Genomic DNA, 13,690 nt, shown 5'->3' on the forward strand with positions numbered 1-13,690 from the left:
CTTGACAGGGAGCGGTTCAAAGACACCCTCCAGGTGTCTTTTTTTGTATTGACGTTCTGATCCTGACGTTTTAGACTATTGCTAATAAATTATACCATTATGAATAACAAAAATAACAAAATTCATTAGATAAAGTGATGAGATCCGTTGCGCTCTCTATTTGCTAGCCCATTCCGGTCCCCAAAGGAGAACCCATTCATGAAGATCATTGCCGACAAACCATATATCTTTCAGGAAGGTCAGCCTTTGCAAATTGCATTCCGGGAAGCTGGCCGTCGTCAAATAATGATGAAGAAGGGACCGTAGGAGCGCTGATGAAGCGTTCAGTCGGTCCTTTATGTCATGGAGCAGGCTGTGTGCAGTTCGAGTGATTTCGGAAGCTTATTACGCTGAAATAATCTAAGGATGAAGTGAAAGGAGCGACACTTATGGAAAGACAGCCTGTATTGGAAGTCATTGCTGTGGATGTGGAAGATGCCAAGGCAGCTGAGGAGGGAGGGGCCGATCGGATTGAGCTGGTGTCTGCGATGTCCGAAGGAGGACTTACCCCCAGTTATGGTGTCATGGAGCAAGTGATGTCCCAAGTCTCCATCCCGGTGTATGTCATGATCCGTCCACATAGCCGCTCGTTCCGCTATAGCGCAGATGACATCCACGCCATGACCCGGGATGTACGTGTGGCGAGGGAACTTGGAGCCGCTGGCATCGTAATCGGCGCCCTCACCGGAGAGGGTGAAGTGGATCTCTCATCCATGCAATCATGTATGGCCGAAGCTCAGGGTCTGGGCGTCACGTTTCATCGTGCAATTGATGTGAGCACAAGCCTGACTGAGGTGCTCAAATCAATTAACACATTGGGGAACGTGGAGCGTGTGCTTACATCGGGAGGGAAACAGACAGCACCTGAAGGGACGCTAGAACTGAAACAGCTTCAGGAACTGGGGCAAACCTTGAATATCGCTGTCATGGCAGGGTCGGGGGTCACCATAGAGGGAATTCAAACGCTAGTGAGGCAGACGGGTATCACAGAGATACATATGGGATCAGGCGTGAGGTACGAAGGTAGCTTCGAACATCCCATTGATCCACAAATGGTCGCAGAAGCCAAGCAGCAGTTATTGCTTGCATCACGGCCATTCATGGACAGTAGGCACTGAGTAGTGGTCCAAGCAAGGGTGGTCCAATGATATAGGGATGCGCTAAATAAAAGGAGTGATCCGCCATGAATTATGAACTGCAACCAGTCGAATGGATTAAGTCCGCAGCACAGATCAGCCCATCCGAACGCCAGCTGAGATGGCAGGAGATGGAGTTCTACGCGTTTATTCATTTTACGGTAAATACATTCACAGATCGGGAATGGGGCACTGGGGAGGAAGACCCGTCGATCTTTAATCCTTCTGAACTGAGCGCAGCGCAATGGGTGCAGGCGTGCAAGGCTGCGGGGATGAAGGGGCTGATTTTGACATGTAAACATCATGATGGTTTTTGTTTGTGGCCCAGTCAGTTTACAGCGCATACGGTCGCGGCTAGTCCGTGGAGGAATGGTACGGGAGATTTGGTTCGGGAAGTCGCCGATGCCTGCCGTGAGGGTGGATTGAAGTTTGGCGTGTACCTGTCTCCTTGGGATCGGCATGAAGCCACTTATGGAGATTCCGAGAGGTATAACGAGTTTTTCCTCCATCAGTTGCGCGAGCTGCTAACGAATTATGGCGACATCTTCTGTGTATGGTTCGACGGTGCGTGTGGGGAGGGTCCGAATGGCAAAAGGCAGGTCTATGACTGGGAAGCCTATTATGCGCTTATTCGTGAACTTCAGCCCGCAGCTGTCATCTCGGTATGTGGCCCAGATGTTCGCTGGTGCGGCAATGAGGCAGGGCATACGCGGGAATCGGAATGGAGCGTTGTGCCAGCGCATATGCAGGATAATGAGAAGATTCAGGAGCAATCGCAGCAGGTGGATGATGGTGAGTTTGCCAGAAGGATCAATACGCAGGACAGCGATTTGGGAAGCCGAGAGGTTATTCGTTCCCAAGGTGAGCAACTGATCTGGTACCCTGCCGAGGTGAATACCTCGATTCGCCCAGGATGGTTCTATCATGCCAGTGAAGATGATCAGGTCAAAACATTGGAAGAACTGCTCGCCGTCTATTACGGCGCAGTGGGGGGCAACGCCACCTTTTTACTCAATCTGCCACCGGATACGCGTGGTCTCATTCACAAACGGGATGTGGAGCGACTACAGGAATTGGGAGATGAGCTGCGTACCATTTTTCAGGAAAATTTCGCCTTGCAGGCGCTAGTAAAAGCATCGGAGACGATGGATGAACAACATGCCGTATCGGAAGTGCTGACGGAACGCCGGGATACGTATTGGTGTCCGCTTGAAGGAACGGAGCAGGCTTGGATCGAGCTGGATTTGCAGGAAGAACGATCGTTTGACCGGGTTGTGCTGATGGAACATATCCAGACAGGCCAACGGATTGAGCGTTTTACACTGGAGTTACAGAGGGCAGATGGTGGTTGGGAAGAGTTCTACATGGGGACGGTTGTGGGGTATAAACGAATTTGCTGTTTCCCACAGGTCACATCGAGAAAGGTGCGATTAAGCATTCATGAATCCAGATGGTGCCCAACGTTGTCCGGGGTTGGTATATATCTGAGCGAGCGGGGAGGGTTGTGAAATGGCGGTGCTGACGTATAAAGGTTCACAATTCATGTATGGTGGTGAGCCCATTCGGATTTTGTCGGGTGCCATCCATTATTTCAGAGTGGTCCCGACTATTGGAAGGATCGGTTACTCAAGCTGAAAGCCTGCGGTTTCAATACAGTGGAAACGTATGTGCCATAGAATGTCCATGAGCCGCAGCAGGGCAGTATTGTTTTTATATCGACAAAGGCGCAGATCTATTAATCCTTGTTGAAAATATGGGGCGAATCAACTATGGCCGGTACCTGAGAGATCCGAAGGGGATTACGGAGGGTGTGCGACATGGCTTTTAATTTTTATATGATTGGACGATTCATTGTCTGCCATTAACCGATCTGTCGGGTTTACAATTCAACGATGTGATTAACGAAGCACAGGGACCAGCTTTTTATAGGTGAAATATTCAGATCACGGATGTCAGAGATACTTTTCTGAGATTGGATAGCTGGACCAAGGGGGGGTATTTGCAAACGGATTCAATCTGGATACACCGGATTTGGGCTAGAAAAGGAAAATAGGTGAGCCAAACGATTATTGAGAATTGTCGTGTCCACTAGAAAAAGGTATACGTTGGGTATGGATATCGACTAGGGCGTGTCTGAAAACTCCGAAGGAAGCAGATTTTGCCGAATTCTCGTTCCAAGCAAGGAGATTTTCCGCAGGCGTGCCGGGGCACGTCAAGGGAAAGTGACGCAGCAGGGGGCGAAAAGGTGGTAAAAGATGCACTTCAGTGAGTTTTGAGACACGTCCTACAGGAGAGGATGAGGGAAAATGAAAGTTGGACTCAGCACCTACAGTCTGCAACAAGCACTGGATCGTAAAGAATTAACCGTGCCAGATGCTATTCGCTGGATTGCCAATCAGGGGGGGGAACATGTAGAGATTGTTCCAATGGGATTCAGTTTGATCGAACATCCGGAGTTGATTGATGAGATTAAAGCTGTGGCAAAAGAGGCAGGGATCGACATCTCCAATTATGCCATTGGTGCTAACTTTGCTGTGCTGGAGGACGCCGAAGCGTTGGAGCAAGAGATTCAGAATGTAATGCGACATGTGGATGTGGCCGCTGCATTGGGAGTAAAGCTGATGCGTCATGACGTGGCTTTTCGCCCTGCACCAGAAGGAACCGTAGCACAGTTCGAGATTGACCTGCCAGTAATGGTGAAAGCTTGTCAGCGGATAGCCGATTATGCAGCGGATTTTGGAATTACAACAAGCGTCGAGAACCATGGGTACTACGTGCAGTCGAGTGAGCGAATTCAGCGTTTGTTACACGAAACAGCGCGGAGCAACTTCAAAACCACACTGGATGTTGGCAATTTCCTCTGTGTGGACGAAGACCCGGTGAGTGCCGTAAAAAATAACATTCCGTACGCGTCGATCGTGCACGCCAAAGACTTCTACTGGAGACCTTCCTACCGGAATCCTGGTGAAGGATGGTTCCAAACCTCGCATGGGAATTACCTGCGCGGTGCCATTGTGGGCCATGGCGATATCGACATGCCGGAGGTGTTCCGTGTGTTGAAACAATCCGGGTATGACGGATATATCTCGGTTGAATTTGAAGGCATGGAGGATTGCAAAAACGCCTCACGCATTGCCATGGATAACGTCAGGCGCATATGGGAAAAGGCATAGGGCTGAGTGCTTGTTTTAAATGAATAAATTGAATCAAATTCTAAAGAAGGCGTGAGTAACAGAGGGGAAGCTTGGAACTGTAGGAGCGTTAGCGACCGCCTTTGTCTGCGGATTTCAACCGCTAGAGCGGTCAATAAAAGAAATTTGCAGACAACAGCGGCCGAAAGTCCGAGCATTCACCGTCGTTACGTTAAGCCGATTATTATAATTTCTTAAGTCAATTCATATGAAAACGATGGAGGAATCAGCACTATGTCCAAATTAAAAGTCGCCGTCATCGGTGCCGGATCCATATCCGATTGCCATTTGCAAGCCTACGCCAGTAACCCGGATGTTGAAATATACGCCATCTGTGACCTGAATGCAGACCGTGCCGCAGAAGTGGCGAAGCAATATGATGCACCTCATGTATTTACCGATTATAAGGAACTGCTCGCACTGCCCGAGATTCATTCCGTCAGTATCTGTACATGGAACGACTCCCATGCCGAGATTAGCATTGCTGCTCTGGACGCAGGCAAAAACGTGCTGTGTGAGAAACCGCTCTGCCAAACGGTGGAGGATGCACTCGAAGTAGAGAAGGCTGTTCATCGCAGCGGAAAGCTGCTGCAGGTCGGTTTTGTTCGCCGCTATAGCGACAATGCACAGATTCTGAAGAAGTTTATCGACGAGGGTGAGCTGGGCGAGATCTATTATGCCAAAGCCTCCAGTCTGCGTCGTCTGGGCAATCCCGGTGGCTGGTTCTCAGATATCAACCGCTCTGGAGGTGGCCCACTAATCGATATCGGGGTGCATGTGATCGACATTTGCTGGTATCTGATGGGCAGACCGAAGGTGAAATCCGTCTCCGCTAACGTATCCAATCGATTGGGGAACCGCTCGAACATTAACAATCTGTCGTTCTACAAAGCAGCGGACTATGACGCGGAGCAAAACACCGTTGAGGATATGGCAAATGCCCTGATTCGTTTCGAGAACGGCGCGAGCCTGCTCGTAGATGTCAGTTTCACGCTCCATGCCACAGCGGATGAGACTTCGGTCAAGCTATATGGCGATAAGGGCGGTGCCGAGTTGGAGCCAGAAATTTCGATCATTGGTGAGAAATTCAACACTATTTTGAACATGACCCCGCAGGTGGATTTCAAATCATTTGATTTTATGGGCTCATTCCGCAATGAGATCAATCATTTTATCGACAGTACGGAGGGCCGCAAAGAAACACTTAGCCCCGTCGAAGACGGCGTCGAAGTAATGAAAATGCTCTGCGCCATCTACGAATCAGCCCGCCAAGGCCGCGAAATCACGCTGTAAAAGGGGAGGGGCATTCCAATAAGGGGTCCATAGTAATTGGAGAGGGCAGAACCAATCTGAAGAAGCGAAGCGCTCGCCTTTATCATCGGATTTCCAACAATTATAAAGTGAAATGAAAGAAATCCAGGGATAACAGCGATCGAAAGATGGTACTGCACTCGGAGTGACCGGGCGTAACATGCAAGGTTTATCTTTTATGTAATCCAGAGGAGATGAAACAGGATGAGCGAAACCAAAGAAACCGTACTGGAGCAGGAAGAGCAGATTGTCGAAGCTGGCGTGCACAATTTTAGCAAAGAGGAAGAGTGGATCAAACCGGAAGATCCGATGCTGAATGAACGGCTGGAGTGGTTCAAGGATCAGAAGCTGGGGCTGATGATGCATTGGGGGCCGTATTCCCAGCTTGGTCTCGTGGAGTCCTGGGCGCTGAGCGACGAGGACGGCGATTGGTCGCGCGATGACATCGACTGGACGGATGACATGGAAGACTTCAAGCGGGAATATTTCGATCTGAACAAAACCTTCAATCCGATTCGCTTCCAGCCCGAGGAATGGGCACAGATGGCGGCAGATAACGGGTTCAAATACTTCCTGTTCACCACCAAGCACCATGACGGTTTCTGCATGTGGGATACTAAGACGACGGAGTACCGGATTACAGGCAAAGACACGCCTTTTCATACCCATAAGTATGCAGACATCTGTCGAGCACTATTTGACGCTTTTCGGGCCAAGGGACTGGGTATATCAGCGTATTTCTCCAAAGCGGACTGGCATACCCCTTATTACTGGGCACCGGGCATGGAGCGTGGACGTCATATGTGGCGCGGGCCCTCGTATGATCCCCATAAGTATCCGTGGCTGTGGGAGAAATTCGTAGAGTTTACGCATGAGCAGATCATGGAACTGCTGACGAATTACGGGCGAATCGAATGTCTGTGGCTGGATGCCGGTTGGGTGCGCGAAGGTCGTCACGGTCAGGATATCAGGCTTGGAGAAGTCGTGGAACGGGCGCGTCAGACCACACAACCTTGGCTCCTGTCCGCAGATCGCACCGTGGGTGGGCCGTATGAGAATATCGTTACCCCCGAGCAGACCATACCGGAACATCCGATGAACATTCCATGGGAGAGCTGTATTACCGTGGGGAACTCCTTTGCCTTCGGATTCGATGATCAGTATAAAACGGGAAGACAGCTGGCACACATTCTACTTGAAGTTGTGTCCAAGGGCGGTAACCTGGCGCTGAATGTAGGGCCACAACCCGATGGGCGTCTGCCAAAAGGGGCAATTCGAGCCATCAAGGGCCTCGGTGAATGGCTGGGTACGCATGGAGAAGGTGTCTATGGAACCCGAATCTGCGCGCCATATTTCACGAAAGATTGGGCTTTTACACAGAAAGAAGAGATCAACACCGTATATGCCTTCCGGATATACCGTAACGAGAATGAGATCGTACAACCACAGTTAATCATTCCTTATCTGGAAAAGGTAGAGCGGATCGAACTCATTGGTAGCGATGACGTACTTTCGTATCAACAGACCGAAGATGGGCTTCTTGTAAATCTGCCCCAATCCGTTGCAACCATTGGCACACCCATCACACATACGTTCAGGCTGGTCACAAGCGCATAGAATGCCATGTCAATTCCGGGGGAGATATCACTGCCTCCGGGATTTTTTTAATCATACATAAGGGACACAATTCCCAATAGAAATGGTCCAAAATCGCTTGCCACATAAGGGTTTGTGGAATAAAGAGAAGTCGGAGAAAATTGCAAATTGATAAAAGTTTACCGTGCAATGTACTATCAAATTAAGAAAGCGCTACCTGGTATGAATGTTTACATCATTTATGTTTAACAAGGAAACGAGAACAGAAAAAAGGATGTTTAAGGGATGTAAATGTAATGTATTATTACACTTGAGGTGTAGAAGGAGTGACGCAAATGAGTCGAGCTACGGAAAGCATACCCGCCAAGATGGAACTCCAGCAGAGGAAACATGTGGAGCCCAAGCGGCAGCATCCATTCATCAAAAGCCTCAAGAAGCACTGGGAGCTCTACTTGCTTGTGTTGCCCCCGGTGTTGTACCTGTTGATCTTCAAGTACATTCCTATGGTGGGTGTACAGATCGCCTTCAAGGACTTCAGTGTGGTCAAAGGAATCTGGGGAAGCCCGTGGGTCGGATTTAAACACTTTGAGGCCTTCTTCCAATCTCCAAACTTCTGGCTGTTAATCAAAAACACGATAGGCATCAGCTTCTATTCCTTAATTGCGGGTTTCCCTATTCCCATCTTGCTGGCGCTGGCGCTGAATGAGATTCGAACGGGTTACTTCAAGAAGACCGTGCAGATGGTCACCTACGCTCCGCATTTTATCTCCACCGTTGTCATGGTATCCATTATCATTCTGATGCTCTCCCCGCATGTGGGCGTGATAGACAAGCTGTTCACACTGCTCGGCTTTCCGATGACCAACTTCATGGGCATTCCCGAATACTTCAAATCGATATATGTCTGGTCAGGTGTGTGGCAGGGCATGGGATATTCATCAATTATATATATCGCAGCTCTTGCCGGTGTTGATCCATCTCTCTATGAAGCAGCAAAGATGGACGGCGCATCAAGGCTTCGGAAAATATGGCACATCGACCTCCCATCCCTCATTCCAGTCACTGTTATCATGCTGATTCTGAGTCTAGGCAGCATTATGGGCGTGGGCTTCGAGAAAATATACCTGATGCAGAATCCACTCAACACAAGCGCTTCGGAGGTCATCTCCACGTATGTGTACAAGGTGGGTCTGATCGGTGCGAATTTCAGCTTCTCCTCGGCAGTAGGGTTCTTCAACTCCATTATCAACCTGATCCTGCTGGTTATCGTCAACGGCATATCGCGCAAAGTATCCCAGAACAGCTTGTGGTAAAGGAGGAGCTTATCCATGTTCAACCTGATTAATCGTAACCGGATCAAGGACCCGCTCGGTGACCGCATTTTCATGACATTTAACTACATCTTTCTGTTCGCCATACTGCTAACGGTGTTTTACCCGCTCTTGTATATCATCAGTTCTTCGTTCAGCTCTTCACGAGCCGTGACATCCGGTCAGGTGTGGCTGTTCCCGGTAGACTTTAACATCAAGGCGTACATCTCCATTTTCAAAAGCCAACAGCTTATGCTCGGTTTTTATAACACGATCATCTACACCGTGGTGGGCACGTTCATTAACGTGGTGCTGACCGTCATGCTGGCGTATCCCTTGTCACGCAAGTCGTTCTACGGACGAGGAGCTATCATCATTTTCATGATGATCACGATGTTCTTTGATGGTGGTCTGATTCCCACCTATCTCTTGATGAAGGATTTGCATCTGCTGGATACACGTTGGGCGATGTGGCTGCCTGGGGCGCTCGCGGTATTCCAGGTCATCGTGGCGAGAACGTTCTTCCAATCTTCCATCCCGGAAGAGCTTGGCGAGGCCGCGGAAATGGACGGTTGCCGGGATATCCGGTATCTGATCAGTGTAGTTCTTCCTCTATCGAAGCCTATTCTGGCAGTCATGACACTCATGTATGCCGTAGGTCACTGGAATGCGTACTTTGATGCACTGATCTACCTGCGTTCCGAGAAATTGTTCCCTCTGCAATATGTGCTTCGCAATCTGCTCATCCTGAACGCAGCTGATCCGGCGATGCTTGCAGGTACCAGCCAACAGATGCGGGATCAAGGGTTTGAGCAGGTGTTGAAATATGCACTGATCGTTGTTGCGAGTATTCCCATTCTGATCATGTATCCATTTGTACAGAAGCATTTTGTTAAAGGGGTCATGGTTGGTTCCCTGAAAGGTTAATCCTTGTGAGTTAAGCCCGGTTGCCTCTTGAAAGGAGGTGGAGGGAACACGCCGGCTTCCGGGAGCGATTTTATACATTTGTACTACAAGTTAATAATTTGCCGTTATGAACAAAAAGGAGGAGTCAGATTGAGAAAATCTTGGATTTCGATGTTGTTTCTGGTCTTTGCTTCGCTGGCTTTGTTGTCCGCATGTAGTTCATCCGAGGAATCGGGTGGAAGTAGCGACGGTAGCGGGGAGGGCGGCGGTCCTGTAACCATGACCCTTTTTGCTCCGCAAGGCAAAGCGTCCATGGAAGAGAATGAATTTACCCAATTTATCGAAGACAAGTTCGACGTTACCCTAAAATGGGATCTGGCCCCAACGGACGCCTTGCAGGATCGCAGGCAACTGCTGCTGGCCAGTGGTGATTATCCGGAAGTGTTTCTTCACGGCAAGTTCACCACCTCAGACCTTCAAACCTATGGAAAACAAGGCGTGTTCCTTCCGCTACAAGATCTGATTAAGGAGTATGGTCCGAACCTGACCAAGATGATGGAAGAGAAGCCATACTTCACAGAAGCCATTACGGCACCGGATGGCAACATCTATGCTTTGCCAATCTTCAATGAATGTTATCACTGTACGTATGCACAGAAATACTGGATCAACACGGAGTGGCTCGATAATCTGGGTCTGAAAATGCCAACCACAACTGATGAACTGTATACCGTTCTGAAGGCGTTTAAGACACAAGATCCAAATGGTAACGGGAAAGCGGACGAGATTCCACTTACAGGAGCACCGAACAAGTATGTATGGAATGGCAATATTGATGCCTACCTGATGAATAGCTTTATATACAATGATAACGACAAGTACCTGATCGTGAACGATGGCAAGGTGAGTTTTGCCGCCAATCAGGAAGGCTGGAAGAAAGGGCTGGAGTACATGAACAAGCTCTATGCAGATGGCCTGATTGATCCGGCTTCCTTTACACAGAACGATCAGGCGATCGGACAACTGGGCAACAAGGAAGGCGATGAAGTGGTCGGCTCCATTACAACGGCGCTGGTCAGTTATCTCGTGAATACTTATGACAAAGACATCACCCGTCACCAACACTGGGAGATCGTTCCTCCATTGAAAGGACCGGATGGCGTGCAGACGACAGGCGCCACGCAGAGTGTAGGTGAGTTTGAGTTTGCCATCACGAACAAAGCGACAGAAGCACAGCAGATTGCCGCCATCAAAATCGTAGACTACATGTTCAGTGAAGAAGGGGCACTGTACGCGGAGTATGGACCAACTGAAGGAAAAGGCTGGAAGAAGGCAGATGCCGATGAGAAAAACATCAATGGCGAGCCTGCCAAATACAGCTACTACAACCTGCCTGAGCGTGATCCGAACGTTGTTGTGAACGAGAGTTGGTCACAGATCGGAGCGCATGACTTATCCAACTCATTCCGTAATCTGTTTGCGGAAGGACAGAATCCTTTAGAAGCAGAGGGTTATGGGACACGTCTGGCTCAAGCAACTAATGTGTATGAACCTTATGCACCCAAAGAAGTATACCCTGCGAACGTATTTATTCGTCCAGAGGATACGGAATCAGCTGCACAACTGACTACGGCCATCAAGGATTATGTGCAGACGAATATGGCACAATTCATTATTGGCAGCAAGAGCATTGATAAGGAATGGGATTCGTATGTCAAAGGCTTTGATGGTCTCGGACTGAGTAATTACCTTGAGATCTACCAGCGTGCCATTGAGAAGAATCAATAATTGAAGGATTCCATATAGAGGCTGTCCCGTCTGTCACCCGTGACCGGGACGGTCTTCTCCTATGACAACCCCACGTCATCCGATATAATGTACTGAATATTTATAGAAAATTAGCGATCAGCACAGATGTTTGTCGTCATTCAGCATGCACAGTAATAGCGGGGGGATCTCGGAGATGAACAACAATTGGTTTAGACGTTTGCTGTTATCATATCTGCCTGTTTTCTTTATTGTGACGACCATTCTATTCTTTATTTTCTTTCAAGTATTCAATGAACAGAACCGTAGAGAAGCGCTCAAGGCCAATGAATTTCTTGCCTCACAGGTTACGCAATATCTGGACAACTCCTTGCGTTCCATTGACTTCAAGGTACTGCGTGAGATTTTGACCAACCCTAACTTGAAGAATTATTTCTCGGTATCTGGCAGCGATGATGTGTATGCCGGCATTCAGGCGGTCCAGGTGGTTGATGAATTGAAAATAGAGTATCCGCTGATTGATTCAATTTATCTCGTTCGATATGGAGATGGCACCGTCTTCAGTAATGGGAAGGCTGTCCCGATTGAAGAGTTTCCGGATGCAGACTTTATTGCAGATAGCCGGTCAAGGGATGAACAGAAGTGGGCAGGAGCACGAGCGTTTAAGGCTTTTCCTTCACAAGCGACGGAGCAGGTGATTACGATTGTGCGAAGTGTAGGAAACGGCAAAGGACTTGTCGTGACAAACGTGGACCTGAGTACCCTGAGAAAATCCATTATGCAGATGTATGATCCGGAATTTACGTTTGTGAACATCTTCAACCGTTCGGGCGGCAATCTGTGGGATAGCAGCATGCCAGAGAGGGTTGCAGCTTCTACTAAAACCACGACGGGAGAAGTCTTCTCCGAATTTACGTCAAGTTATAGCGGTTGGAAGGTGCAGACAGGTCTCAACAATGGCAAAATCGTCAAATGGACTCTGCAATTTTATAATATCTGGTTTGCCTTTGCGGTAGTGGTTGTGTTGATCGGGGTGGTGTGGGTGATCTACGTGACCCGTAGAAATTATAAGCCGATTCAGCAGATTGTCACGTTAATTCAGACCGTCTCTTCGCAGAAGCAATCGGGGCTGAACTATGGCAAAGAGAATGAGTTCCGATTCATCCATACAACGCTGGAACGCATGATTGATCAGACGAGACAATATCAGGAGGAGCATGAAGAGAATCTGATTATGCAGAAAAGAATGTTCTTTCAGGAGTTGCTGGAGGGCACACGAGACTTTACAGGCACGGAGCTGACAGCGGAGATGAAGAAGTTCAAACTGCCTGAGCTGGAGCATCGCTGGGCCGTCATGGTAGTTGAGATGGATCGGTATGATGCATTTGTGACGGAGTATCATGATCAGGACCAATCCCTCCTGAAATTTGTGTTATCCAGTATTCTGCAGGAGAGTGCACGTCATGAAGGAACGGAATTATGGGCTGAATGGATCTCCGATCAGCGCCTGTACGCCATCCTCTGGATTCCGGACATGGAACAGGCTGAGGAGACGGAGCATCGATTGCTCGCTGGTTATCTGGACAGAATCGATCAGTATCTGAACTTCACCGTGACCATAGGTGTTGGTCGAGTTGCTGTCGATATTCGGGGGCTGAGGGTTTCATTAAAAGAAGCTGTGCACGCGCTGGAGTACAAAGCTGTACTGGGCATAAATCGCATCATTCCATGTAGTGATGTGCCGAATTCGACCAATGATGTGTATGAGTTCCTGAAGACCATCTCACTGCTGGTACAGGCGATGCGTTTATCGGACGAAGTGTGGGAAAAGCATTTTGAAAGACTGTTTGAACAAATCAGTGAGTCCGTTCTGTCTCGTCAGGAGATTATGAATACAATCCAATTGTTATTTCAACATTACAATCGGGAATTCGCCGAACTTCCACGGGAGTATCAGGATTCGTGGGCCGCTATATTCACCCCGCTTCTCCCAAGGCTTGAGGGCTGGGAGACGTTAGATGACCTGCGTGAGCTGTGCTGGGAAGGGTTCCGGGAACTGGCGCTACAGATGCAGACGCTGCATTGTTCCCGAAAACACAGATCACATATTCTGGAGATTCGCAAATACATCGAAGAGCATTACAACAATCCCGATCTGTCGCTGAACTATCTTAGTGATCTATTCGATATTAATCCGAAGTATCTGAGCAAGCTTTTCAAGGATGAGATTGGGGAGAAGTTTGTGGATTTGCTCATTAGTCATCGCATCGAAAAAGCCAAATTGCTCATGCAGGAGACGGATAAGGCCATTCAGCAAATCAGTGAGGAAGTGGGATACACGAACTATAATTCCTTCAACCGGGCTTTCAAGAACGTGGTGGGTGTAGCGCCAAGTGACTACCGTAAGGCCATGTGAGTGCACGCACCTAACTAA

At 48.7% G+C, this 13,690-nt stretch carries 10 protein-coding genes and 1 pseudogene; all 11 read left to right on the forward strand.

What is annotated here, in order from left to right; all coding sequences use genetic code 11:
* The first annotated feature begins 428 nt into the window (after positions 1 to 428).
* Positions 429 to 1,157: a copper homeostasis protein CutC gene (locus J7E78_RS26905; RefSeq protein WP_215079641.1), complete on the forward strand. Its 729-nt coding sequence runs from the start codon at positions 429 to 431 to the stop codon at positions 1,155 to 1,157.
* Between the two features lie 65 nt (positions 1,158 to 1,222).
* Positions 1,223 to 2,683: an alpha-L-fucosidase gene (locus J7E78_RS26910; protein WP_215079643.1), complete on the forward strand. Its 1,461-nt coding sequence runs from the start codon at positions 1,223 to 1,225 to the stop codon at positions 2,681 to 2,683.
* 1 nt (position 2,684) lies between these two features.
* A pseudogene (locus J7E78_RS26915) lies at positions 2,685 to 2,848 on the forward strand (beta-galactosidase); the annotation flags it as partial.
* A gap of 80 nt (positions 2,849 to 2,928) precedes the next feature.
* Positions 2,929 to 3,003, forward strand: coding sequence for a hypothetical protein (locus J7E78_RS30140; RefSeq protein ID WP_397330621.1), 75 nt, complete (start codon positions 2,929 to 2,931; stop codon positions 3,001 to 3,003).
* Positions 3,004 to 3,481: 478 nt separating this feature from the next.
* Entirely contained in the window at positions 3,482 to 4,348 is an 867-nt protein-coding gene (locus tag J7E78_RS26920) for a sugar phosphate isomerase/epimerase family protein (protein ID WP_215079645.1), read from the forward strand.
* A 252-nt stretch (positions 4,349 to 4,600) separates the two neighbouring features.
* Positions 4,601 to 5,659 carry a Gfo/Idh/MocA family protein gene (locus J7E78_RS26925; RefSeq protein WP_215079647.1) on the forward strand — a complete coding sequence of 353 codons (1,059 nt, stop codon included), beginning with the start codon at positions 4,601 to 4,603 and terminating at the stop codon, positions 5,657 to 5,659.
* Positions 5,660 to 5,881: 222 nt separating this feature from the next.
* Positions 5,882 to 7,294: an alpha-L-fucosidase gene (locus tag J7E78_RS26930; protein WP_215079649.1), complete on the forward strand. Its 1,413-nt coding sequence runs from the start codon at positions 5,882 to 5,884 to the stop codon at positions 7,292 to 7,294.
* Between the two features lie 314 nt (positions 7,295 to 7,608).
* Positions 7,609 to 8,586 carry an ABC transporter permease gene (locus tag J7E78_RS26935; protein ID WP_215079651.1) on the forward strand — a complete coding sequence of 326 codons (978 nt, stop codon included), beginning with the start codon at positions 7,609 to 7,611 and terminating at the stop codon, positions 8,584 to 8,586.
* 15 nt (positions 8,587 to 8,601) lie between these two features.
* Positions 8,602 to 9,510 carry a carbohydrate ABC transporter permease gene (locus J7E78_RS26940; RefSeq protein WP_215079653.1) on the forward strand — a complete coding sequence of 303 codons (909 nt, stop codon included), beginning with the start codon at positions 8,602 to 8,604 and terminating at the stop codon, positions 9,508 to 9,510.
* A 129-nt stretch (positions 9,511 to 9,639) separates the two neighbouring features.
* Positions 9,640 to 11,277 carry a type 2 periplasmic-binding domain-containing protein gene (locus J7E78_RS26945; RefSeq protein WP_215079656.1) on the forward strand — a complete coding sequence of 546 codons (1,638 nt, stop codon included), beginning with the start codon at positions 9,640 to 9,642 and terminating at the stop codon, positions 11,275 to 11,277.
* Positions 11,278 to 11,452: 175 nt separating this feature from the next.
* A complete protein-coding gene (locus J7E78_RS26950) occupies positions 11,453 to 13,672 on the forward strand; it encodes a helix-turn-helix domain-containing protein (RefSeq protein ID WP_215079659.1) in 2,220 nt (739 codons plus the stop codon).
* Positions 13,673 to 13,690 lie beyond the last annotated feature (18 nt).

The sequence above is a fragment of the Paenibacillus polymyxa genome, assembly GCF_018614975.1.
In the GTDB taxonomy this organism is placed as follows: domain Bacteria; phylum Bacillota; class Bacilli; order Paenibacillales; family Paenibacillaceae; genus Paenibacillus; species Paenibacillus polymyxa_E.

Bases quoted from the DNA above. Each gene is read 5' to 3' on its own strand.
- J7E78_RS26905 (WP_215079641.1), top strand. From the start codon at position 429: ATGGAAAGACAGCCTGTATTGGAAGTCATTGCTGTGGATGTGGAAGAT.
- J7E78_RS26910 (WP_215079643.1), top strand. From the start codon at position 1,223: ATGAATTATGAACTGCAACCAGTCGAATGGATTAAGTCCGCAGCACAG.
- J7E78_RS26920 (WP_215079645.1), top strand. From the start codon at position 3,482: ATGAAAGTTGGACTCAGCACCTACAGTCTGCAACAAGCACTGGATCGT.
- J7E78_RS26925 (WP_215079647.1), top strand. From the start codon at position 4,601: ATGTCCAAATTAAAAGTCGCCGTCATCGGTGCCGGATCCATATCCGAT.
- J7E78_RS26930 (WP_215079649.1), top strand. From the start codon at position 5,882: ATGAGCGAAACCAAAGAAACCGTACTGGAGCAGGAAGAGCAGATTGTC.
- J7E78_RS26935 (WP_215079651.1), top strand. From the start codon at position 7,609: ATGAGTCGAGCTACGGAAAGCATACCCGCCAAGATGGAACTCCAGCAG.
- J7E78_RS26940 (WP_215079653.1), top strand. From the start codon at position 8,602: ATGTTCAACCTGATTAATCGTAACCGGATCAAGGACCCGCTCGGTGAC.
- J7E78_RS26950 (WP_215079659.1), top strand. From the start codon at position 11,453: ATGAACAACAATTGGTTTAGACGTTTGCTGTTATCATATCTGCCTGTT.